This is a genomic window from Lipingzhangella rawalii, from assembly GCF_031628175.1.
Taxonomy (GTDB): domain Bacteria; phylum Actinomycetota; class Actinomycetes; order Streptosporangiales; family Streptosporangiaceae; genus Lipingzhangella_A; species Lipingzhangella_A rawalii.
In genome coordinates, this window is record NZ_JAVLVT010000003.1 from 116,741 (window position 1) to 138,343 (window position 21,603).

Here is a 21,603-nt window from a genome sequence, read left to right on the forward strand (position 1 = left end):
GTTAGGCTGGAGATCGTGGCTGATACTTCGATTCGCACCCGTTTCGCACCGTCCCCGACCGGCATGTTCCATGTGGGAAACGCGCGTTCCCTGCTGCTCAACTGGGTGGTGGCGATGCAGACCGGGGGGCGGCTCGTGTTGCGGATCGAGGACACCGACGCCGAACGCAACCGTCCGGAGTGGACCGAGGGCATCCTGGACGCCATGGCATGGCTCGGGGTGGACGCCAGCCAGTACGAGGGCCCCTACTCCCAGGCCTCCTACGCCCCGAAGCACCAGGAGGTTTCCGAGCGCCTGTTCGCGGAGGGGCGGGCCTACTACTGTGACTGCACTCGGGAGCAGCTCCAGCAGCGGCGGGAGAACCCCAACCTGGGCTACGACGGCTACTGCCGGGACCGGGGCCTGGAGCCGGGGTCGGGGCGTGCGTTGCGGTTCCGCGTCCCCGATGGGGGCGTCACCGTGGTGGACGACCAGATTCGCGGGCAGGTGGAGTTTCCCCACGACGCCCTGGAGGACTTCGTGATCGCCCGCGGCGACGGTTCGCCGCTGTTCGTGCTGGCGAACGTGGTCGACGACGTCGAGATGGGCATCACGCACGTGATCCGTGGGGAGGAGCACCTCTCGAACGCGCCCAAGCAGCAGCTGTTGTGGCAGGCTCTGGGCCACGAGGCACCGGTGTGGGCACACGCCCCCGTGCTGGTGAACGAGAAGCGGCAGAAGCTCTCGAAGCGTCGGGACAAGGTGGCCCTGGAGACCTACCAGGCGGAGGGCTACCTGCCTGAGGCCATGGTGAACTACCTCATGCTGCTCGGGTGGTCCCCCGGCGACGACCGGGAGATCATGCCGTTGGCCGAGATGGTTCCGCTGTTCGATCTGGGGGACGTCAACCCGTCTCCGGCGTTCTTCGACGAGAAGAAGCTGCGTGCCTTCAACGGCGAGTACATCCGGGCCCTGGGCGAGGACGAGTTCGTGGCGCGCTGCCAGCCGTTCCTGCACGGCGACGACGTCCCGTGGCCAGCGGAGAACTTCGACGCCCGGCTGTTCGCGGCGATCGCGCCGCTGGCACAGACTCGGGTGGCCGTGTTGAGTGAGATCGTCGCGAATGTGGACTTCCTGTTCCTCGACGAGCCCGTTTTTGATGAGAAGAGCTGGGACAAGGCGATGAAACCGGGCGCGGCCGAGGTGCTTGCCGGGGCGCGGGAACGGTTCGCGGAGGAGTCCCTGTCCTGGGACGCGGCCACGCTCAAGGCGACTCTGGAGGAGATCGGTCAGCAGCACGGACTCAAACTCGGCAAGGCACAGGCGCCGGTTAGGGTGGCGGTCACCGGACGCACGGTCGGACTGCCGCTGTTCGAGTCTCTGGAGCTGCTGGGGCGGGAACGTACCCTGGAGCGTATCGACGCCGCCCGTACGCGGTTGGGCTGATCGCCACGTCGGTGCCCGCCGGCTGCCTGGACGGGGGCGGGCGCTCTAGCTGCTTCTAGCGCCCCCATCGGCCTTTCCCCGCCCCCAACCTCTGGGGGACCACTCCCAGGTGTCAGCACCGCCGTGATCCCGCCCCGAAGGCCGTCTCAGGGCTGTGTCGGGATGTTGGGCTGTCGGACGCCGATCAGAACGGCCACCACCACGGTGGCCAGTCCTTGCCATCGTCCTCGTCCGCGTTGTCCTCGGTGTCATCCCCGTCCTGCTCGGTGTCCTCGGAGCCCTCGGATTCCTCCGTGCCGGACTGGGATTCCCGTTCGTCTCCGGACCCACTCTCGGAGCTGTCGCCCGACTCCGGGGCGGAGTCCTCCGGGGTCGATTCCGGCGACTCCTCGGCGCCGGAATCTGGAGCACTGCCCGAGATTTCCTGGCCGGCGTCGGCGGCGTCGTCACTCTCGTGGGTGGTGCCCTGCCCGGTGTTGGTGCTGTCGGGTTGGCCGGACGTGTCGCCGGCGTCCTCGGCCTCTGCCGCGGGATTCCCGCCGGACAGACTGACCTCGTCTCCGTCGCTGTCCTGGCTGGGCTCCTCGGCGCCGTCCTCGTCGGTCTCGCTGTCCCCGCTGTCGTCGCTGTCGTCGGATTCCGCCGAGACCGCAGACGGGCTGTCGGTGGGCCCGTCGGCCACATTCGAGTGCAGGGTGTCCCGATTCGACAGGGGGTTGGGCACGATCCCCGACCAGAAGGCTCCGGCGCCGATGATGGCCAGGACCACAAACACCCCGACGAGAAGGGTCGCCCAGGGTGTGGACAGCCGATTCCGGGCGGCGGCGGAGTGGTCGCCGGACATAGGGGCACTCCCTCGTGAGGCTGAATCTGGTGCAGGGCCGGATGGGGCCTAGAGACCCGGACGCTCTGCGCGGTCCTCTGGTCAGAGCGAGCTGTGGCCCAAGCTACACGAGTTGACGGTACTAGACGGGAGATCTTCGCGTAAGCGCTGGCCCCACGTCAATGGAAAAGCCCATCCGGATCGTGGATTGGGCGGGCTCACTCGGACATGGACGGGGCCTGCGCGCGGTCCACCACCTTGCGCAGCAGCTGAACCAGTGTGGCCCGCTCAGTGTCGTCGAGGGGGGACAACACCGCGGCCTGGGCGGCGTGCACCGGAGTGGAGAGCTGGTCGTGAAGTTCGGTGCCCCGGCGTGAGACCCGCAGTACGACTCGGCGCCGGTCGGTCGTATCCGCGTCCCGGTAGGCCAGAGCGGTGGTCACCAGGTGGTCGGCGACCCGGGTGGCGGTCGGCCCGGTGAGGCCCAGCGCCGAGGTGAGTGCGGCCATGCTGTGTGGTCCGCGCGTGTGTAACAGGTCGAGCGTGCGCCACTGGTCCAGGGTGAGCCCGTGGCCGTGCACGATCTCTTCCGCGCGTCGGTCCACCTCAGCGGCCACGTGACGCAGGAGTAGCGGATCGATAGCGGGTGCGTCGATGGGGCCGGCCATGCGCGTGCAGTCTCCTCCGGTTGACCACTTGCCCAGAGTATTTCCATTCGAGAAGATTTCTTCCACCGGGGAATCTAGCACGGAGCACTCGGTCCCGCCCGCCGGGGTGCCACCGCGGCCGCAGCTACGCCCGCCCGGGCGTGGACCAGGATCGAAAGGGAGTTCACGTGCGGTGTCACTGCCCGACGCACGCTGAGGCCACTGCCGCACCGGGCGGTGCGGATTTTCCGGTGGGGGTGGTGATCCCGCTCCAGGGGCCGGCGGGGATCTTCGGTCCGTCGTGTGAGGCGGTGACCGAGGTTGCGGTTGCGTCGATCAACGCAGAGGGGGGAATTCTCGGGCGTCGCGTCCGCCCGGTGGTCATCGACGGTGGGGATCGGCCCCAGCGCGTGGCCGGCGAAGTCGGGGATCTCGTGCGTTCGGGGCGGATCCACGCGGTGACGGGGTGGCACATCTCCCGTGTGCGCCAGGCCCTGGTCCCGGTTACCGCCGAGCACGTGCCCTATGTCTATACCTCCCTTTACGAGGGCGGGGAGCAGGGCAGCGGGGTGTTCTGCTCGGGTGAGACCCCGCCGGACCAGGTTGCCCCGGCGATGCGCTGGATGCGGGACGAGCGGGGAATGCGTCGCTGCTACCTCGTTGGGGACGACTATGTCTGGCCGCGGGGAACCGCACGGGCCGTGCGCAGCTACGCCCGGGAACTGGGCCTCAGCGTGGTCGGCCGTGAGTTCGTCCCGCTCGGAACCTCGAATTTCGACACCACGATGGGGCGGATCGCGGCCAGTGGTGCGGACACGGTGCTGATGTTGCTGGTGGGGCAAGACGCGGTGCACTTCAACCGGGCCTTCGCGGCGTGGGGCCTGCACGAGCACACCCGTCGCCTCACTCCGTTGATGGAAGAAAACATGCTCCTGGGCAGTGGCCCGGAGGCGACCGAGGAACTTTATGTGGCGGCGGCCTATTTCCGGTCGCTGGCCACGGAGTCCGCCCTCGACCTGACCGGAGCCTACACGCGGATGCACGGGCCGCACGCGCCGGCACTGAACAACATGGCCGAGTCCTGTTTCGAGGGAATGATGGCGCTGGCCGCCCTGTCCCGCCGGGCGCGCAGTGTCCAGCCCTCCGGGTTGATGGCGGTCAGTGACGAGGTGGGCTACGACGGTCCCCGCGGACCCATGCAGATCTCCCGTGGGCATGTGCGCCAGCATGTTTACCTCGCGCGTGCCGACGGGGTCGGTTTCGACATCCTCGCCCGTCTCTGATCCTCCGGGCGGGCCGGGGTCCGGCGCGCCGCGGAGATTCGGTGTGCAGGGACGACCTCTTGACATTTCCTTTCATATAGATCATTTTCATTTGAAAAGGAGTTGTTATGGTGACTTACCTGTACCGCTGTGCCTGCGGGCACGAACACACCGTCCCGTTGCCGATGGGGCAGGCCAGCCCCAGTGTCGACTGTCCCTGCGGGGCCACCGCCTATCGCGTGTTCACCCCACCCGCCCTTCGGCCCACCACACCGGACCTGTCCCGTGCGCGCGACCGGGCCCGGGAAAGCGCGGAACACCCCGAGGTTGTTTCCGCTCCGCCACCCACTGACGGGTCACAGTCCCGCTCCCCCCACATCGATCCCCGAACAGCAGGGCTCCCACGGCCATGAGTGCGGCCGGACTGTTCTACGTCGGCGCTGTGCTCGTCATCAACGGGCTGCTGCTGCTCGGCACCGTCTCGGCCCGGGCCGCAGCGCCCCTCAACCTTTTTGTCGGCGCCCTCCAGGTGGTTGGACCCACGATTCTGCTCACCCAGGCCACAACCACCGCGGAGGTCGCCGATGCCGCCCCGCTGTACCTTTTCGGGTTCACCTACCTGTGGGTCGGCATCAACGCGATCACCGACTGGGACCAGCGTGGCCTCGGGTGGTTTTCCCTGTTCGTGGCTGCGAGCGCGGTAGGGATGGCCGCCTACACCGCCCTGGTTCCCGGGGACTGGCCGTTCACGGTGATCTGGCTGTACTGGGCGGTGCTGTGGTTCCTGTTCTTCTGTGTGCTCGGGGTTCAGCGCATGGAACTCACCCGCTACACCGGCTGGTTCGCGATCGTCACCGGAATCGTCACGGCCGCGGTCCCCGGCGCCCTCCTCGTGGTGGGCCACTGGCCTGACCTGCCCGTCGTCGCCGTGGTCCTGGCGGTGCTGGGCGTAGCCACCCTCCTCGGCCTGTGGCCGGTCACGGTCCACCAACGCGAGCACCCGCCCACCCCCCCAACCACGCCCCCAACCACACCCTGAACCCACCAGTCCCGAATGCAACACCCAGAAAGCGAGGCCCACCATGCCCGAGGTACTCTTCACCCACGATCCCGACCGCCCCATGGCCGAACAGCGCGTGCCCGGACACAACCGTTGGCATCCCGAGATTCCCGCGGCCGCCACCGCCCGATCCGGCCAGGAGTTCCGTGTCGAGTGTCGGGAGTGGACCGACGGTCAGATCGGCAACAACGACTCCGCCAACGACGTCCGGGACGTCAACCTCAACGGCTGTCACGTGCTCAGCGGCCCCATCGCCGTGGAGGAGGCGCAACCCGGCGACCTCCTCATGGTGGACATCCTCGACCTGGGGCCGATCCCGCAACAGACCGGCCCGGTATGCGGCCAGGGCTGGGGCTACAGCGGTATCTTCGCCAAGGTCAACGGCGGGGGGTTCCTCACCGACTACTTCCCCGACGCCTACAAGGCGGTGTGGGACTTCCACGGACACGAGGCCACCTCCCGGCACATCCCCGGTGTCCGGTACACCGGGATCACCCACCCCGGCCTGATGGGCGTCGCCCCGTCGAGCGATCTGCTGTCCTCGTGGAACACCCGTGAGCGTGCCCTGATCGCCACGGATCCGGACCGGGTGCCGCCACTTGCACTGCCACCCCTGCCGGACGGCACCCTCGCCGGGCAGGCCGGGGACGCTGCCGCCCAGCGCGTCGCCACCGAGGGAGCGCGCACCGTGCCTCCGCGGGAGAACGGCGGGAACCACGACATCAAGAACTTCACCCGGGGCTCGCGCGTCTTCTACCCGGTGCACGTTCCGGGGGCCCTGCTGTCCATGGGGGACCTGCACTTCAGTCAGGGCGACGGCGAGATCAACTTCTGCGGGGCGATCGAGATGGCCGGATACATCGACCTGCGGGTGGAGGTCATCAAGAACGGAATGGAAACCTATGGCGTGCACCGCAACCCCATGTTCATTCCCGGCCGGATGGAGCCCCGCTACTCCGAGTTCCTCACTTTCATCGGGGTGTCGGTGGACCACCGCGACAACACCAACCTGTACATGGACGCCACCGAGGCCTACCGCAACGCCTGTCTGAACGCCATCGAGTACCTCAAGAAGTGGGGATACACCGGGGAGCAGGCCTACTTCATCCTCGGCACCGCCCCGATCGAGGGCCGGATCAGCGGTGTCGTAGACATCCCGAACGCCTGCTGCTCGCTCTACCTGCCCACCGAGATCTTCGACTTCGATATTCGCCCCGGTGGCCCCGGACCGGTCGCCACCGACCGCGGGCAGGTCTGCGTTACCTCCTGACCGTGCCCGGCCCGCGAGGCTGCGCCGTGCGGATAGTCCCGGCGGCGCAGCCACCAACCGGCCCGGGGCTGCGACGGCTCCCGCAGGGAGACACGGCGACAGGGGGCGCGGAGACAGGCAAGCAGGGGAACGGCCGGACATGTGTCACACTGGCCCCATGGCTGTAGGTTCGTTCATGGTTCCACTCGGGACTCCTGCTCCCGACTTCTCCCTGCCCTCGATCGACGGTCAGACCGTCGCCCGCGACGACTTCGCGAACGCACGGGCGTTGTTGGTGATGTTCCTGTCCAACCACTGCCCCTACGTGCAGCGGATCGAGAAGGCCCTGGGCGAGACCATCGCCGCCTATCCGGGCCATGAGCTGGCCGCGGTTGCGATCTGTAGCAACGACGTCGCCAACTATCCGGACGACGACGCCGCACATCTACGCGAGCAGTCCCAGCGGGCCGGATTCACCTTCCCCTACCTGGTGGACGAGTCCCAGGAGGTGGCCAAGGCGTTCCGGGCCGCGTGCACCCCGGACTTCTTCCTCTACGACGCCCAGCGTCGGCTCGCCTACCGCGGTGAGTTTGACGGTGCCCGTCCCAGTAACGACGTCTCCTCGGACGGGGCGAGCCTGCGCGGGGCGATCGACGCCGTGCTGGCCGGAACTCCGGTTCCCGAGCCGCACAATCCCAGCCTGGGGTGTGGTGTGAAGTGGAAGCCGGGCAACGAGCCGGCGTGAGCCAGCCCGTCCATCTCTGATGACCGAGCAGCCGGGTCCCGGAGGCCGGGATCCGGCGGAACGGTCGGGGGATGCCGCGCGGTCCGGAACCGATCTGGTTCCGTTTCGCTCGGCCGTGCGCACCTGGTTCCTGATTTCGCTCCAGACCTTCGGCGGCCCTGCCGGGCAGATCGCCGTAATGCAGCGGGTGCTGGTTGAGGAACGACGCTGGATCGGGCAGCGGCGGTTCAACCATGCGTTGAACTACTGCATGCTGTTGCCCGGTCCCGAAGCCCAGCAGCTCGCGACCTACGTTGGTTGGCTTCTCAACGGGGTGCGCGGCGGTCTCGTGGCCGGTGTGCTGTTCGTGCTCCCCGGGGTGGCGGCCCTGCTCGGGCTGTCCGTGCTGTACGTGGCCTACGGGGACACACGTATTGTCACCGCGCTGTTCGCCGGGCTGGCGCCTGCGGTGCTGGCGATCGTCGCTCAAGCGCTGCTGCGGATCGGTCGACGCATCCTCACCCATGTGAGCCTTGCCGGTATCGGCCTGGCGGCGTTCGTTGCGCTCGCCCTGTTCAACGTGCCGTTCCCGGTGGTGGTGCTCGGTGCCGGCGTGGCTGGGTATCTGGTGAGTCGGCTGTTGCCCCACGCTGTGGTGGGCACCGGCACCGCTGGAGCCGGAGACGGCGAAGCGGATGGTCGGGCGCCGGTGGTCGCCGACGATGTCCTGCACCGTGCCGTTCCGGGGTGGCGGCGGAACGTGCGGGTGCTCGCCGTGGGGCTGACCTGTTGGGTGGGTCCGCCCCTGGCTATCGCCGCGGCTACCGGGGTGGGCAGTGTGTTCACGACCCAGGCCGTGTTTTTCTCCGCGGCCGCGCTGGTGACGTTCGGCGGTGCCTACGCCGTGTTGGCTTTCGTTGCCCAGCAGGCGGTGGAGGTGTACGGCTGGCTGCACCCCACCGAGATGGTTCGGGGCCTCGCCTTCGCCGAGACCACGCCAGGGCCACTGATCATGGTCGTGCAGTTCGTGGCCTTTCTGGGGGCCTACCGCGATCCGGGGGCGTTGGACCCGTGGGTGGCCGCGGTGGTGGGGGCCTTGGTGGTCACCTGGGTCACCTTTGCCCCGTCCTTCCTGTTCATCTTCCTCGGGGCGCCGTACGTGGAGCGACTGCGGGGAAATACTGGTCTGTCCGCGGCCCTGACGGGGATCACCGCCGCTGTGGTTGGGGTGATCGCGAATCTGGCGTTGTACTTCGCCGTCCACACCCTGTTTACGGAGGTCCGGGAGCTCACCTGGGGGCCGTTGCGGCTGGAGTTGCCGCAGCTGGCGAGCGTGCAGCCCGTGCCTGTCCTGGTCGGACTCGCGGCGATGGGCATGGTTTTCGTGCTGCGGTGGAGCATTCTGCGCACCCTGGCCGTCAGTGCCGTGCTGGGCGTGGTGGTGTCGCTGGCCAGTGGGCCCATCACGGGACTGTTCTAGCCGACGCTCCTGGCGCCGGTGCACTGTCCGCGATGGCTGTCCGGCCGGGGCGCTCGACCCCGTGGGTGCGCGTGTCCGCAGCCCCTCCTGTGTCGGGAACACACCGTTCCGCTTTCGAATTTGACTTAAAGTCAACTTTAACTTCTAGGTTTGGGTGCTGAATCGGGTGATGCCGGGTGCTTCGCACCGCGAACACCGTTCGACCCACGGCCGACAAGGAGGACCCATGCACACGGACCCGAAGCTGACGGTGGCGGTCATCGTTGGCAGTACCCGACCCGGACGATTCGGGCCGACCCCAGCCCAGTGGATCGCCGAACGGGCCGCCGAGCATCCGGAGCTGGGTGTGGACCTCATCGACCTCAAAGAGGCCGCACTACCCGAAACCCTGGGCACCGAATCCCCGGGGGACACCATTCCGGACAACGTGCGGGCCCTGGGCGAGCGCCTGGAACGAGCCGACGCCTTCATCGTGGTCACCCCGGTGTACAACCGCGGCTACCCGGCCGCACTGAAGACCGCGATCGACTGGTTCTACCACGAGTGGAGTGCCAAGCCCGTGGGATTCGTCTCCTACGGAGGTGTCGGCGGCGGCCTGCACGCTGTGGAACAACTGCGCCAGGTGTTCAATGAGGTGCACGCCACCACGATCCGCAACACCATCAGCTTCGCGAACTTCTGGGAACGCTTCGACTCCGAAGGACAGACCGTCGACAACGAGTCCGCAACCGCCGCTGCCAAAACCTTCCTCGACCAGCTGACCTGGTGGGCCCGCGCCCTGCGCGACGCCCGTGCCAAGCACCCCTACGCAGCCTGACCGGAAAGGCATGACCATGACCTTCGACCCGAACACGATCGCCACCTACACCAGCAGCGACGTCGAGGAATGGATCGGGAGTTATGACGAGGACGGGTCGGCCATCGGCTATATCGCCGACCAGCCGGAGGGCGCGCCGATGGGGCTGGCCTTCGTGCGGCTGCGTGCGGGGATGACCTTCGACTTTGCCTGGCCCTACGATGAGTTGTCCATCGTGACCAAGGGGAAGCTGACCATCCGCACAGCGGGTCGACGCGTCAGTGCCCGTGCCGGGGAGATCCTCAACCAGCCGCGTGGCGTCCAGGGCACCCTCGATATCGAGGAGGACCTGGAGATGATCTGCGTGCACCACCCCACCTTCGCGGCGGCGTTCGGCATGACCCTCGCCGAGTATCGAGCGGCGAGTCAAGCCGGCACGGATCCCGAGATGCCACCGTCCACGCCCCGAGGCCCGGAGTGGGCCGGTGGGTTCTTCGACCCCACCATCATGCAGCACTTCACGATCGCGGACGTGGCCACCTGGATCCCTGTGGACGCGGAACAGCGGGCCTACGTCGGGTACATCGCGGACCAGGCTGAAGGATCCCCCATGGGGATCGCGTTCTCGGACTTTCGCGGCGCCGGTGTCCACGAGCTCGACTTTCTCTACGACGAGGTCGCCGCCATCACCAAGGGCAGCTTCACCGTACACAGCCAGGGTCGTACCTTCCGGGTCCGTGCCGGCGAGATGCTGTACATGCCCAAGGGGGTGTCGGCCACCTTCGAGATCGATGAGGACACTGTCGCGGTGGGCATGCACTATCCGACGTTCGAGGCCGTCATGGGCTATCCCCCACACCAGAGCTGAAGCCCTCCGGGAGCGTGGGGCGGAACCGCTCGGCCCCATGCCGGCAGACACCCCGTCCAGCCGATATGGGGCCGTACCGCAGGGGCATCCGCTCGACCTCGGCCCGACGGCCTCGGTCGCCGGTGGGACGATATCCACACCGGGCTGAGTTGGATGCCCCACGCATCCGGGCCGCAGCCCCTGCTCCGACCGGAAGGATTACGGTGACTGGTGAATCCCACGAAAACGAACCCGCCAAGGATGAACCCACCGAACCAGCCCCCCACACCGCAGCCATCAACCCCGACCCAGGAGCGCCAGTAAGCGCAGAGGCAGAGCAGGATCCAGCGCCGGAGGCGTCCGGGGACAATCACGGCGACGGGATGGCGACCGGCGAGTCCGACCCCGCCAGCACCGCCGCGCCGGACGTCTCCGAGGAGGCGACGGCGTGGGCGGGAGCACAGACACCTCCGGGGTGGCACGATTCCGCTGGCTCTCCACAGCCGCACGGGACCACACCCCCTCCGGGGCACGAGCCGCGAAGCGACTCCCCGGCCTACGGCCCGCCCTGGCCAATGCCGGCTCCCCGCCCCCGGCCCCCGCTGCCGGAGACCCCACGCTGGCTGCTGCCCGCGGCGCTGGTCGCCGGGCTGCTGGCCGCAGTGCTGGTTCCCGCTGCCCGACCCGGGGTGGGGGTGACCCTGGCCGCGGTCACGGTGATGCTCGTGGTGGCCCGCGGCGCCGCGCATCGCGCCTGCGTGTGGTCCATGCTGTTCGGGCTGGTCACGGTGGGGCTCGTAGCGGTGCCCACACTCCGGGACGCGCAGTGGCTGGCAGTGCCCAGCCTCCTCCTCGCGGGTGGGCTCGCCTCACTCGCGGTCTCGGGGGCGGGCCGGCACTGGTTCGGTCTCCTGTGGGGCAGCTTCAGCGTGCTGAGGGCACTGGGCAGCGTGCCACGGTTCCTGGCCGCGCCCCTACAGACCCCCGAGGCTCGCCGCACCTGGGTGCCGCTTGTGGGTGGCCTGGCCGCGGCGGTGGTGTTGGTCGCGGTGTTCGGGCTGCTGTTCGCCTGGGCGGACGCCGTGTTCGCGGAGCTGCTGCGTGGCTTCCTGACGCCGGATCGCCCCGGTTCCGCAGCGCTGAACGTCGTGGTGTTCCTCGCCGCGGTCCTGGTCGCCGGGGCGGGAGTGCTGGTCGGAGCGTGGCCGGTCGCCGACTCCCGGCTCCGTCCCCGCACCACCGGCCCCAGCCGCGCGCTGTGGCTGATCCCCCTGGCGAGCGTGAATGTGCTGTTTGCGATGTTCGTTGCGGTGCAGGCACCCCGGCTGTTCGGCGGACACGCCACCGTGCAGGACGTCACCGGGCTGATCTATGCCGACTACGCACGCGAGGGGTTCTTCCAACTCGTGGTGGTGGCCGTCCTGGTGCTCGCGCTCGTCGCGCTGGCCCGCTGGCTGGTGCCCCGGGAGCGCGTCACCGACCACCGCATGCTGACCGTCCTACTCGGAGTACTGTGCGTGCTCACGATCATCGTGCTTGCCTCCGCCCTGCACCGGATCGACCTCTACGTGGACATGTTCGGATTCACCCGCACCCGTGCCATGGTCTTCGGGGCGATCCTGTGGATCTTGGCCGTGTTCCTCCTGACGCTGACGGCCGGGGTGCGGGACCTGTGGGGCCACGGCGTGACCTGGTTTCCGCGCGCGGTCGCGCTGGCCACCGGGGTGGGGATGCTGGTGTTCGTCGCCTGGAACCCGGATGCGCGGATCGCCGAGAGCCTGGAGACCCGCGAGGTAGCCACTGTGGACGCCTGGTACGTGAGTGGCCTGTCCGCCGACGCCCTGCCCGTCGTGGCGGGACTGCCCGAGCCCGCCCGTAGCTGCGCCCTGGGTTCGATGAACGACCGCCTGGAGCGGGACGAACCAGCGACCGCATGGAACCATGCCCGGAGCCAGGCCCGGGAGCTGCTGGACGGGTTGTACTGGACCGATCCGGCGGGGCTCGACTGTCCCACGCACTGGCAAGACGGGGACATGGACCGCCGGGAGTACTGAGCTCCGCACCCAGATCCGCGACCAGGCCGTGGATACGAGGACATGTACGCCACGACGGCCGTTCCAGCGCATGCCGACCACTGCTGTCGGCCGTCGGGCTCCCAGGTGTCCGACCATGTCACGGCGGACAGGAGGACTCCGAAAATTCGGAGGAATATCCGTAGCTACGCAGTATCTGCATCGCTAGTCTTGGTGCTATGCCGCAGTTTCGGATCAGCGAGGTTGCGCGGCTCGTGGGAGTCAGCGATGACACCGTACGCCGGTGGGTGAGTAGTGGCCGCCTGCCGGCGCAGCGGGACGAGGCCAACAGGTGGGTCGTCCCCGGCGAACGGGTCGCAGAGTTTGCCCGCGAGCAGGCGCACGCGGGCGGGCGCGGTAACGAGGTGTCCGCCCGCAACCGTCTGGGTGGCATCGTCACCGACGTGACCCTGGACGGGGTTATGGCCCAGGTCGAGATCGCCGCTGGCCGGTTTCGCCTCGTGTCCCTGATGACCCGGGACGCCGCCGAAGAGCTGGGCCTGCGTCCCGGGGTTCGGGCCACGGCCGTCGTCAAGGCCACAACTGTGGTGATCGAGTCCTCCGGGAGCCCGGAATGAACCCGCGCCCCGAGCCACACGACGCCAGGCCACACGACGCCAAGCCGCGGCCACACCGGAGCCGGCCCGTGCCAGCCCTCCCGGCCCGGACCGCAGGAGCCGGGGCGGCCGTGCTCCTACTGGTGGGCGGGTGCGGGGCCGACGCGACGGCCGAACCTGCCACCCAGATCCACATCGCGGCTGCCTCGGATCTCCAGTTCGCCCTGGACGAGGTGATCCGCGTGGCCGAGCAGGACCGCGCCGATGACCTCTCGGTGTCGGTCACCTACGGCTCCTCGGGAACCTTCGTGCAGCAGATCGCGAACGGCGCACCCGTGGACCTGTACCTGTCCGCGGACCAGGACTACGCCGAACAGCTGATCGAGGACGGGCACGCCGACGAGGACAGTCTGTTCCGGTATGCGGTGGGACGAATGGTGGTGTGGGCACCGGAGGATTCCCCGGCAGATCCGGACCAGGGACTGGCCGGGCTCACCGCGGAGTCCGTGGACACGGTGGCACTTGCCAATCCGGAGCACGCCCCCTACGGGGCGGCCGCCGTGGCCGCTCTGGAGGACGCCGGGGTGTACGAGGACGTCTCGGACAAGCTGGTGCGGGGTGAGAACATTGCCCAGGCCGCCGAGTTTGTTCGGTCCGGAAACGCCGATGTGGGGGTCCTCGCCCTGTCCCTGGCGCGCGCCCCCGAGATGCGGGACGAGGGCAGTTACGCCGAGGTTCCGTTGGAGAGCTTTCCCCGACTGAACCAGGCCGGGGTGGTGTTGGCCGAAGCCCCCGCGGAGGCCGAGGAACTGGCGTCGTATCTGCAATCTTCCGACGGCCAGGCGATCCTCGCCGACTACGGGTTCTATCCACCCGAGTGGGACGGGGACTGACGCGGCCGTGGACTGGGACGCGGTCGAGCTGAGCCTGCGGCTGGCGGGAGCAACCACGCTGATCCTGCTCCTGGTGGCGCCCATGCTCGCCGGATGGTTGGCGTTTTCGCGACGACGCTGGACGGTGGTGGTCGAGGCGGTGGTGGCGCTGCCGCTGGTGCTACCGCCAACCGTGCTGGGCTTCTACCTGTTGGTCGCACTGGGCACCCAGTCTCCGGTGGGACAGTGGTGGGCCGAGACAACCGGGCGGCCGCTCGCCTTCACCTTCACCGGGCTGCTGATCGCCTCGGTGCTGCACAGTCTGCCGTTCGCGGTGCAGCCGCTGCTGGCCGCCTTCGCGAGTGTGGATCGTCGGCTCGTCGAGGCCTCCACCGTGCTCGGGCGGGGGTGGTGGTCCACGCTGCTGCGGGTGGTGCTGCCCCTGTCCCGCCACGGGGTGGTTACCGCGGCGGTGTTGACCTTCGCACACACCATCGGGGAGTTCGGAGTGGTGCTCATGGTGGGCGGCAACATCCCGGGCGAGACCCGCACCGTCGCAATTTCGATCTACGACAGTGTCCAGGCCTTCGACTATGCCACCGCCGGCCGCACCAGCCTCGTGCTCCTGGTGTTCTCCCTGCTGGTGCTGGTCGTGACCTATGCGCTCAACCGCGGGGGGAGGCCCGCATGGCCCCAGGGATGAGCCACGGAGCGCGCCACCGAGCCAGCAACGCCCCCGTCCTGCCGCACAGCGCTGCCAGGGATCGTGCGGCGGGAGCCCACAATGCGACGGACACGTGCGCAAGCAGCGACAGCAGCAACGGCATGAGTGCGGCCGCTGGCGCCGGAACGATACGGGAGGACGCGTGACCCTTGCGGTGCGGCTGCGACGACACGTGCTGGACGCGGAGCTGGAGGTGCAGCTGGATCCCACCGGCCCGGTGACCGTCCTGTTCGGCCCGTCCGGAGCGGGAAAGACCACCCTGTTGCGGTGTGTGGCCGGCCTCGACCGGCCGGAACCAGGAAGCCGAGTCGCACTCGACGATCAGGAATGGACCGGAGCGCGGCAGTACGTACCGCCGCAGCACCGTCCCGTGGGATACCTGTTCCAAGAACATGCGCTCTTTCCACACCTGAGTGTGCTGGGAAACGTCAGCTACGGCCTGCACCGCCTGCCGCGAGCCCAACGTCCGCGGCGTGCGGCGGAGGCCCTGGCCGCGACGCGCGCCGGGCACCTCGTGGACACCCCCACCCCCCGGCTGTCCGGGGGAGAGGGGCAACGGGTGGCGCTGGCCCGTGCCCTCGCGCCCGAGCCGCGGCTGCTGCTGCTCGACGAGCCCCTCTCCGCACTGGACACGCCCACCCGGCTACGGCTGCGCGGCGACCTTCGGGACATCCTGCTGCGACTGGGGACACCCACACTGATGGTCACCCACGACCTGGGCGAGGCCCTGGCCATGGGCGACCGAATCGCCGTTCTGGTCGACGGCCGGGTGCACCAGCATGGCCCGGCGCGCGGGGTGTTCGCCCGGCCGGCCACGGTGTCGGCGGCGCGGGCACTGGGGATGGACAACCTCCTGCCCGGGCACGTAACCAGCACCATAGGCGATCAGCTGGAGATTTCGGTTGGTGCATGGTCGATGCGTACGAACCCACCGTCCGGGGCGGCGGGATACGGAGCCGGAGATGCCGTGATGGTGGGCGTGCGGGCGGAGGAGATCTGTGTCACCGCAGACACCGAGCCCGATGCACGGGTCGGGGACGCGGCGTGTGTCGTACGACAGCGTGCCACGGTCACCGCGGTCACCCCCGAGGGAAGCCGACACCGCCTGGAGCTGGACGTCCACGGGGTGCCGATGGTCGCCACCGTGGCCAACCGTGACGCGGTGGCGTTGTGCGCCGGGCAACGCGTCTCGGTGACGGTGCCGGGGGACGCCGTCCACCTGATCCCACACCACCAGCCATCGGAGGTGCCCCCGGGCGGCTGAGTGCGGGCGGTTCTGGTGGGGGCACCGGGGCGAAGGTCCGGGACAGTCCGCAGCAGCAGGCAGGATGGGGCGGGTGGTGCCCCAGCGTTGCGCGGGAAACCATGGCCGATCTCGGCCGCGAGGGTTGACATTCGTGCCCATCCCGGGGCGGGGTCGTTCGCGTCGTGGGTGCTGCGGGTACGGATACCCAGGTGGGTTGTGAGCGTTGTTCCTGCGCATCATGGGTGCCTTCGGAATCTACGGCGGTTTCGGGTCGGGGGTTTGGGCGGCTGCGGCCCGTGGGGTGGTGCTTATTCGGCCTGGATCGGCCGGTATGCAGCGCTGGTTTCCCGGATGTGAGGGATCGCCCAAAGTTTGTGCTGCGTGCAGTGGATGGGTAGGGAAGAACCATGAGGTCTTGGCAGGAGCAGCCGGCTCGGGACGACCGCGGCACCGGCGAGGAGCCCGTAGCGGCGTCGGATCCCGAATCGCGGGCTCGGGACATTGAGGAACTGTACGATCCTGAGGATCCGGAGGAGACCCGCCGCAGGGTCCGGGCCGAACTGGACCGGATCTACGCCGGGGTGACGGAGGGAGCCCGGCCCCACACCTGAGGGGTGTGCCCGCGCTTGCGCCAGAGTCATCCCCGGATGTCGCCCGGCCATCGCCGTGAATCGTGCCGAGGGCCTGGCAACTGCACCAGGTCCCCGGCGTTCCTGTGGTAGAGTCGTTCCCGTTGCCGATTGGGAACGCCCATCGGGAACACACCCGCGCTCGTAGCTCAACGGATAGAGCATCTGACTACGGATCAGAAGGTTGGGGGTTCGAATCCTCCCGAGCGCGCCAGGTCAAAGGCCGGTTCCGTGATCGGAACCGGCCTTTTTCATGACCGTACTTCAGCAAAGTACTGCAACCTCAGGCTGAGGGCTCGTCTCCCTCCGGGACGCTAAGAACTCCTATCCGGGGTGGTGGTGGATTCCTCCCACGTCTGCGTGTTACAGGGGGATCCGCGACGGGACGCAGCCCTGTAGACCGGCGTAAAACTGGCAGCATAGACCCCCGTTGGCCGTGGTGCAGGGGAGCGCCTCAGGGCGCGACGTCGCCCGCGGCCAACACCCACAGTGAGGCGAGATATCCACCTGGACCCCACCCGTGGTGGCCGTGGGGGAAGAATTCTGGTGGCGGTAACGGCCCACTCGCTGACGCCGTGTCGGCCGCCGGCGGCGTCGGGGGGTGGACGCCCTCCCCCGTACGACGACCAGCGGGTCTGTCGGGGCTGCGCCGCGGGCGATCCGTCGGGCCGAGTAGCTCCCCGGACGGTGGCCAGCGGGCGGGTGGGGGCACACCGGGGACGCCCTGCTGGACCTGGTGGAGCACCTCGCCGCGCCGGCTTCCAGGCCGGTCGCGTCCAGCCTGGTCATGGAGGCGCTCTTGCAGGTCCAGCGGGCCCCGAGCTCGCCGAGCTGCTGGAAGGTGACCACGACACCGAACACGAGACCCTGGTTCTGCTGCTGGCCCGCGCCGCGGACGCGGGCCAGGTGGACCTGCCGTTGCCCGCGCAGGACACCGCCGCCTGGATCCAGTCACTGATCGGATCCCTGTTTCTGCGTGCGGCCACCGAGAGCGGATTCGATGCCGCCACCCAGCTTCGGGGCCTGCGTCGCCTCCTGACCCATCTGCTTCGTGGCGAGGAGCGTCTTGGCTGACTGGTGCGACCATACTGCTCGGTTCCCTGCCCGGGTGTGGGGAAGGGTGCGGGGGCTCCCGAACCTCCCGTGGGCATTCGAGGGTCGCGGGTTGCTGGTGGCGGTGGGGCTTTCCTCGCTGTCCGATGTCCCGCAGGAGAGTCCGAGGCGCCGGGCGGGTACCAGGAACGTCCCTGCGTTGATGATGGCGGTCAGTGGCCGCGGAAGCACGGGCCGCACCGTGATCCTCTTCAGCCGGGGACGGCCGCAATGCGCGAGACGTAGTCGTCGCGGCCGATGAATCCACCGACCCGGCCGGGCGGCACGGCGAGACCGTCCACAAGCCTGGGGAGCCACCGGGCGACCCGGGCAGATACCCTGGCGTGCGCCTGACGCAGGACGTCGACGTCGCCCGGACGGAGCGACCCCTGATTGAGGTGCCAGGCTGCCGATGCGAGGAGCGTGTCGAGCCCGTAGAGACGCCGGGCCGCGTCCAGCATGGTGTGTCGCTGGCCCTGCACTGTGGTCAGCGCCGCGTCGAACTCCTCGAGGATGCGCCGATTGAGGTGCACGCGGGCCAACTGTTCGATCTCGAGTAGGTGTGGGCTGGGGTCGGCTTGGTCGACGAGGCGCTGTAGCTGCTCGATCAGGGTGCCTTCCTGAAATGCCACGAGGTGGACGGCCGCGTGTTCGTGCTCCAGGTCGGTAGGAACGGCTCTGGGGGCTGACGGGGGGCTGGTGCCACCGATAAGTTGTTTTCCGGCCTCCAACAGCAGTAGACGTGTGTCGCCCCCGGCGGAGTGAAACGATCTGGCCATGTCCTCGTAGACGGCGATGCGATTGGTGTGCAGGATGCCCTGGAACCCGCAGAGGCGGCGACAGGTTCCCGCGACGGATTCGAGGGTGGTTGCGGCTGCGGCCTTCGCGAGCGTCCGGTCCCGGTTGGCGGCGAGCCAGGGGGCGTGCTGCGCACTGTCGGCAACTGTGGATGTGTCGCCGCTGTCGGTCTGGAGCCGCTCATGCACGAAGTCGCGGCGCACCCGGTCCACATAGCAGGTGGTGGCGTAGACGCGTGCGACCGCGGAGGCGAGCTCCGTGCTGTGGGTGGAGAGGTTGATGGCGGGGGCGCCCGGGTGGCCGATCAGGCGCTGGGACGTGTAGCGGGTGGCTGTGGCGACGGTGGCGCGGGCGGCGGAGGTGAGTGCTACCGCGGCCGCGGTCACCGCGGCGTTGACCCCGACGAGGGAGCGGGCGAGCCGCTGCTGGGGGGTGCAGGGGTCGGTGACGCCGTCGCCGGTGATGGTGGCCGTGTCGGCCAGCCAGTATCCGTAGGGGATCTCGGCATCGCGGAAGCGGATCGTGGAATAGTCCAGCGGAACTGGTGCCCCGCCCGGAAGCATGGTCACCCGGGCCTGCGGATGGGGAAAGCGGAACGCGAACGCGTGGATTCCATGGTCGGTGTCGTCGACGAGGAGACGCGCATTGACGACCGCGGTTCGGGGCAGCCCGGTCCAACCAACGTTCGGCATGATCTTCACCGCGGCATCGTCCGGGGTGTGCAGGGTGAAGGTGCCACGGTCGCGCTGGTAGCGCGCCTCGGTGCGCATGTGGACCTGCGATCCACCGCGCCCCAGCTCGGTGGCCACGATCGCGCCCGGCGCCTCCAGCCGGTCCAGATCCCGGAGGAGGGGGTGCAGATCCGGGTTCGTATCACCACACTCGACCAGCGTGGTGGTGGCGACCCCATAGTGCACCATGGCTGCGTGCATCAGGGCGGGGTCCACGATCCCGGCCCACTCCATTCCCGCGAGTAGCCGTTCCGGGTCGCGGTGCAGTTCCCGTGCCGGACCGAGCCGCCGGCCGAATGCCTGGAGGCGCTGGTAGGTGGCGGACACGCTGGCGAGGTCCTGGGTGAATTCGGGGTTGTCGAGCAGCTCGTCAAGTTCGGCCCAGACCGGCAGGCGCGTGCGGAAAAAGAGGTCGGCAGGCATGGGGTCACCACCGTGGTTGGCGTGGACGGTCGCGGGTTCGCTCGACGGGGGCGGTGCCGTTGTCTCGTCCTCCGCGGCTGGGCGTTGGCCGGCCACCTCGGTGAACCAGTAGCTGCGCAGGTTCCAGGTCCGTTGCGGCAGCCGGGCACGGGCATCATTCTGCGCTGGCGGGGCGGCGACGATCGCGTGTGCGTTCGCTCCGGACAGGCCGAAGGAGGACACCGCGGCGCGGCCGGGGCCGGTGGCGGGCCACGGCTCGCACCCGGTGGGCACCCGCAGCGCTGACCGTTCCCAGTCGATAGCCGGGGTGGGCGAGCTGTGGTGCAGTGAGGCCGGCACCTGCCCGTGGCGCACCGCGAGGATGGCCTTGAGGAGCCCGGCGATTCCCGCGACGGGTTCCAGGTGGCCGATGTTGGTTTTGACCGAGCCGACGAGACAGGTGGCGGGGTTGGCCCCGTACACCTCGTCGAGGGCGGCGAGTTCGACCTCGTCGCCGGTGGGGGTTCCCGGGCCGTGCGCTTCGACGTAGGCGATGTCGGCGGGCACGCAGCCGGCGTCGGCGAGCGCTTCGCGCATCATGCGCACCTGGCCGGGGACACTGGTGGTGACGATGTTGCGGCCGGACTGTCCGTTGGCGTTGATGGCGCTGCCCTCGATGACCGCATGGATCGGGTCCGCATTGGCCAGCGCGTCGGACAGGCGCCGCAGGAGCAGCACCGCCACCCCTTCGGCCCGGGGGTATCCGTCGGCGTCGTCGCTGGCGAAGGCGGAGCGGCCGCGTGGGGACAGGGCCTTGGCGAGTCCGTGGGATGGGCCGGCGTCGGGATTCAGGATCAGGTGTGTGCCGGCGGCGAGTGCCGCGTCCACCTCTCCGTTCCGTAGCGCGCGGCAGGCGGTGTGTACGGCGGTGAGGGACGCCGAGCAGGAGGTGTCCAGCGTGATGCTCGGTCCCTGGAGGTCGAAGCAGTGTGAGACGCGCCCGGATAGGAAGCTCTTCAGCCCACCTCCGGAGAGGGTGTACATGTTGGGTTTCAGGACGGGGGTCGCCAGGTCCCAGTAGTCGGAGTGGGACTCCGCGACCCAGACACCACTTCGAGGGCCCGCCAGGTCACGCGCCGCCAGGCCGGCGTCGTCGATGGCTTCCTGCACGGTCATCAGTAGCAGGCGCAGTCGTGGGTCACTGCGGTGCGCTTCGCGGGTGGTGAACCCGAAGTATTCGGCGTCGAACTGGTCAACATTGTCGAGGAAACCCCCGACGTGCATGAGGGGCTGCGTGTCGTTGGTCGTTCGTTCGGGCGGGACGGGGCCGACCGCGGTGCGGCCGTCGCGCAGCAGGTCCCAGAACGCGGCCGGTGTGTCGGCCCCGGGTAGGCGGCAGGCCATGCCGATCACGGCGATGGGGTCGGGGGACTGCGTCGTGGCGGTGCTGTCCTGGGCGGTGATGCGGATGATCTCGTTCTGCCGCTCGGTGACTGTGAAGTGGCCGGCGTCCAGGAGGTGGATGGAGACGGGGGCCGAGGTGGCGGTGCGCCAGTCCATAAGGTCGTTCAGGTCGAACAGCTCGTCCCGGGTGCCGCCGATGGCGGTGATGGGGCAGGACAGTGTGCGCTGGGCGGGTTGGTGCCGGCCCACGGCGGTGGCGTCGGCCCGGATGATGTCGACGTTGGCGTGGATCGTGTCCCGGGCGGATTCGGGAGCGCCGCCGAGCCGGATGACCTCGGTGACCATGTCCGCGTCGGGAAGTCCGTGCAGGGAGGAGAACCGGCGGTGTCCCAGGTGGGGAGGTGGAGCGGAGAGAACGAACAGGCGTGTTGGGTGTGGATCGCCGCGTTCGTCTACCAGGCTGGCCACGGCGTGCGCGAGCCACGCGCCCATGGAGTGGCCCAGCAGGTCGTAGGGCCTGGGAAGCAGGGGGAGGACGCTGTCGACGATGTCCTCCGCCAGCGCCCACAGGGAGGAGACCAGCGGCTCCTCCCGGCGTGGCCCCCGGCCGGGCAGGATCAGGGGCAGCACGTCCACTCCGGGAATTCGCCAGTTGTCGAACACGGTGCAGGGGGCACCCGAGTAGGGCAGACAGAGCAGATGTCGCTGGGCGTTGGGGTTGGGGTCACGGGGGAGCCATGGCGTTGTCGGCACGGCTGTCACC

The 21,603-nt window shown here is 69.0% G+C and carries 18 protein-coding genes and 1 tRNA gene; 16 read left to right on the forward strand and 3 right to left on the reverse strand.

Annotated elements, in window-relative coordinates:
- Positions 1-15: 15 nt before the first annotated feature.
- Positions 16-1,425 carry a glutamate--tRNA ligase gene (gene gltX, locus RIF23_RS07340; protein WP_310911650.1) on the forward strand — a complete coding sequence of 470 codons (1,410 nt, stop codon included), beginning with the start codon at positions 16-18 and terminating at the stop codon, positions 1,423-1,425.
- A 184-nt stretch (positions 1,426-1,609) separates the two neighbouring features.
- On the opposite strand, the gene RIF23_RS07345 is transcribed toward gltX, so the two are convergent.
- Positions 1,610-2,269, reverse strand: coding sequence for an ICP22 family protein (locus RIF23_RS07345; protein WP_310911651.1), 660 nt, complete (start codon positions 2,267-2,269; stop codon positions 1,610-1,612).
- Positions 2,270-2,466: 197 nt separating this feature from the next.
- Positions 2,467-2,916 carry a MarR family winged helix-turn-helix transcriptional regulator gene (locus RIF23_RS07350; RefSeq protein WP_310911652.1) on the reverse strand — a complete coding sequence of 150 codons (450 nt, stop codon included), beginning with the start codon at positions 2,914-2,916 and terminating at the stop codon, positions 2,467-2,469.
- 167 nt (positions 2,917-3,083) lie between these two features.
- Here RIF23_RS07350 and RIF23_RS07355 point away from each other — a divergent pair, with 167 nt between their 5' ends.
- The 15 genes from RIF23_RS07355 (at position 3,084) to RIF23_RS07425 (ending at position 17,487) form a co-directional block, all read left to right on the forward strand.
- Positions 3,084-4,178 carry a substrate-binding domain-containing protein gene (locus RIF23_RS07355; RefSeq protein WP_310911653.1) on the forward strand — a complete coding sequence of 365 codons (1,095 nt, stop codon included), beginning with the start codon at positions 3,084-3,086 and terminating at the stop codon, positions 4,176-4,178.
- Positions 4,179-4,566: 388 nt separating this feature from the next.
- On the forward strand, positions 4,567-5,196 hold the full coding sequence (locus RIF23_RS07360; protein WP_310911654.1) for an AmiS/UreI family transporter: 630 nt from the start codon (positions 4,567-4,569) through the stop codon (positions 5,194-5,196).
- A 43-nt stretch (positions 5,197-5,239) separates the two neighbouring features.
- Positions 5,240-6,487, forward strand: a complete 1,248-nt coding sequence (gene fmdA, locus RIF23_RS07365; RefSeq protein ID WP_310911655.1) for a formamidase — start codon at positions 5,240-5,242, stop codon at positions 6,485-6,487.
- A gap of 175 nt (positions 6,488-6,662) precedes the next feature.
- Positions 6,663-7,211, forward strand: coding sequence for a thioredoxin family protein (locus RIF23_RS07370; protein WP_310911656.1), 549 nt, complete (start codon positions 6,663-6,665; stop codon positions 7,209-7,211).
- Positions 7,212-7,230: 19 nt separating this feature from the next.
- Positions 7,231-8,670, forward strand: coding sequence for a chromate efflux transporter (gene chrA / locus RIF23_RS07375; protein ID WP_310911657.1), 1,440 nt, complete (start codon positions 7,231-7,233; stop codon positions 8,668-8,670).
- 226 nt (positions 8,671-8,896) lie between these two features.
- Positions 8,897-9,487, forward strand: a complete 591-nt coding sequence (locus RIF23_RS07380; RefSeq protein WP_310911658.1) for an NADPH-dependent FMN reductase — start codon at positions 8,897-8,899, stop codon at positions 9,485-9,487.
- A 16-nt stretch (positions 9,488-9,503) separates the two neighbouring features.
- Positions 9,504-10,334, forward strand: coding sequence for a cupin domain-containing protein (locus tag RIF23_RS07385; RefSeq protein ID WP_310911659.1), 831 nt, complete (start codon positions 9,504-9,506; stop codon positions 10,332-10,334).
- Positions 10,335-10,537: 203 nt separating this feature from the next.
- On the forward strand, positions 10,538-12,367 hold the full coding sequence (locus tag RIF23_RS07390) for a DUF4153 domain-containing protein (protein WP_310911660.1): 1,830 nt from the start codon (positions 10,538-10,540) through the stop codon (positions 12,365-12,367).
- Between the two features lie 197 nt (positions 12,368-12,564).
- Positions 12,565-12,963 carry a TOBE domain-containing protein gene (locus RIF23_RS07395; RefSeq protein ID WP_310911661.1) on the forward strand — a complete coding sequence of 133 codons (399 nt, stop codon included), beginning with the start codon at positions 12,565-12,567 and terminating at the stop codon, positions 12,961-12,963.
- 68 nt (positions 12,964-13,031) lie between these two features.
- Positions 13,032-13,835 (forward strand): molybdate ABC transporter substrate-binding protein, encoded by an 804-nt coding sequence (modA, locus tag RIF23_RS07400; protein ID WP_310911662.1) that lies wholly within the window; start codon positions 13,032-13,034, stop codon positions 13,833-13,835.
- 7 nt (positions 13,836-13,842) lie between these two features.
- Positions 13,843-14,517, forward strand: a complete 675-nt coding sequence (modB, locus tag RIF23_RS07405) for a molybdate ABC transporter permease subunit (RefSeq protein ID WP_310911663.1) — start codon at positions 13,843-13,845, stop codon at positions 14,515-14,517.
- Positions 14,518-14,680: 163 nt separating this feature from the next.
- Positions 14,681-15,802 carry an ABC transporter ATP-binding protein gene (locus tag RIF23_RS07410; RefSeq protein ID WP_310911664.1) on the forward strand — a complete coding sequence of 374 codons (1,122 nt, stop codon included), beginning with the start codon at positions 14,681-14,683 and terminating at the stop codon, positions 15,800-15,802.
- Positions 15,803-16,191: 389 nt separating this feature from the next.
- Positions 16,192-16,395, forward strand: coding sequence for a hypothetical protein (locus RIF23_RS07415; RefSeq protein ID WP_310911665.1), 204 nt, complete (start codon positions 16,192-16,194; stop codon positions 16,393-16,395).
- Between the two features lie 156 nt (positions 16,396-16,551).
- Positions 16,552-16,627, forward strand: a tRNA-Arg gene (locus tag RIF23_RS07420).
- A gap of 473 nt (positions 16,628-17,100) precedes the next feature.
- On the forward strand, positions 17,101-17,487 hold the full coding sequence (locus RIF23_RS07425; RefSeq protein WP_310911666.1) for a hypothetical protein: 387 nt from the start codon (positions 17,101-17,103) through the stop codon (positions 17,485-17,487).
- Between the two features lie 230 nt (positions 17,488-17,717).
- Here RIF23_RS07425 and RIF23_RS07430 read toward each other — a convergent pair whose 3' ends face one another.
- The gene (locus RIF23_RS07430) at positions 17,718-21,593 is read right to left on the reverse strand and encodes a beta-ketoacyl synthase N-terminal-like domain-containing protein (RefSeq protein ID WP_310911667.1); all 3,876 of its coding nucleotides are present in this window, start codon (positions 21,591-21,593) and stop codon (positions 17,718-17,720) included.
- Positions 21,594-21,603 lie beyond the last annotated feature (10 nt).

What these genes read in the sequence shown, in the direction of transcription:
- RIF23_RS07350 (WP_310911652.1), bottom strand. Translation starts at nt 2,916, where the DNA reads ATGGCCGGCCCCATCGACGCACCCGCTATCGATCCGCTACTCCTGCGT.
- RIF23_RS07395 (WP_310911661.1), top strand. Translation starts at nt 12,565, where the DNA reads ATGCCGCAGTTTCGGATCAGCGAGGTTGCGCGGCTCGTGGGAGTCAGC.
- RIF23_RS07380 (WP_310911658.1), top strand. Translation starts at nt 8,897, where the DNA reads ATGCACACGGACCCGAAGCTGACGGTGGCGGTCATCGTTGGCAGTACC.
- RIF23_RS07415 (WP_310911665.1), top strand. Translation starts at nt 16,192, where the DNA reads ATGAGGTCTTGGCAGGAGCAGCCGGCTCGGGACGACCGCGGCACCGGC.
- fmdA (WP_310911655.1), top strand. Translation starts at nt 5,240, where the DNA reads ATGCCCGAGGTACTCTTCACCCACGATCCCGACCGCCCCATGGCCGAA.
- RIF23_RS07370 (WP_310911656.1), top strand. Translation starts at nt 6,663, where the DNA reads ATGGTTCCACTCGGGACTCCTGCTCCCGACTTCTCCCTGCCCTCGATC.
- RIF23_RS07345 (WP_310911651.1), bottom strand. Translation starts at nt 2,269, where the DNA reads ATGTCCGGCGACCACTCCGCCGCCGCCCGGAATCGGCTGTCCACACCC.
- chrA (WP_310911657.1), top strand. Translation starts at nt 7,231, where the DNA reads ATGACCGAGCAGCCGGGTCCCGGAGGCCGGGATCCGGCGGAACGGTCG.
- RIF23_RS07385 (WP_310911659.1), top strand. Translation starts at nt 9,504, where the DNA reads ATGACCTTCGACCCGAACACGATCGCCACCTACACCAGCAGCGACGTC.
- RIF23_RS07360 (WP_310911654.1), top strand. Translation starts at nt 4,567, where the DNA reads ATGAGTGCGGCCGGACTGTTCTACGTCGGCGCTGTGCTCGTCATCAAC.